This is a genomic window from Pantoea sp. RCC30.1 (genome assembly GCF_058148845.1).
Map to the genome: position 1 here is coordinate 1 of NZ_JBXUHX010000081.1, position 610 is coordinate 610.

At 60.8% G+C, this 610-nt stretch carries 1 protein-coding gene; it reads left to right on the forward strand.

Going from position 1 to position 610, the window contains the following annotated elements; all coding sequences use genetic code 11:
- Window positions 1-125 precede the first annotated feature (125 nt).
- The coding region (locus AC2LB6_RS24600; protein WP_490095471.1) for an IS110 family transposase at window positions 126-610 on the forward strand (485 nt) is incomplete at its 3' end.

A 610-nucleotide genomic window follows, 5' to 3' on the forward strand; every position in this document is an offset into this window, starting at 1 on the left:
CCCCATCCCGCACACGAACGTCGATAGAGGATCGTACGGCCCCAAAAAGGGGATCGTCGATGTAGGCAAGCTAACGTCGGTGCGGTACCACCCCAGCCCCTTAAAGATAGCTGGGAGTAGGGCAAATGTCCGATTCTCTTGAGATTGGCCTGGACGTGGACTCCAAGGAGCTCGTGCCAGCGGTGGTCGACTGCAAGGCCGGTGACAGAATCCCGAATACCAAGGCCGGCATAGCCAAATGGCTCAAGACCCTTCCTCCGCGGTGCCAGGTTGGCATGGAGGCGACCGGTCGCCACCATGAGCTTGTGGCGCGAATGGCCGGTCAGGCCGGTCACAGGGTCTACGTAATCAATCCTCGCTTGATCAAGAATTACGCCAAGGCGACCGGCGCACGCGGCAAGACCGATGCGATGGACGCCCAGGTGATCGCCCGGTACGTGAAGAAAGAAAGCGACCGCTTGCGTGAATACGTGCCACGCAGCGACGAGCAGCAACAGATGCACGACCTGCTGCGCAAGCGACAGACGCTGGTGGAGACCCGGGCGCGTTTGGAACAGTCCTTCGAGGTCACCAAGAGCGCCCCAGGCGAACTGGCCGATATCCTTCAGGC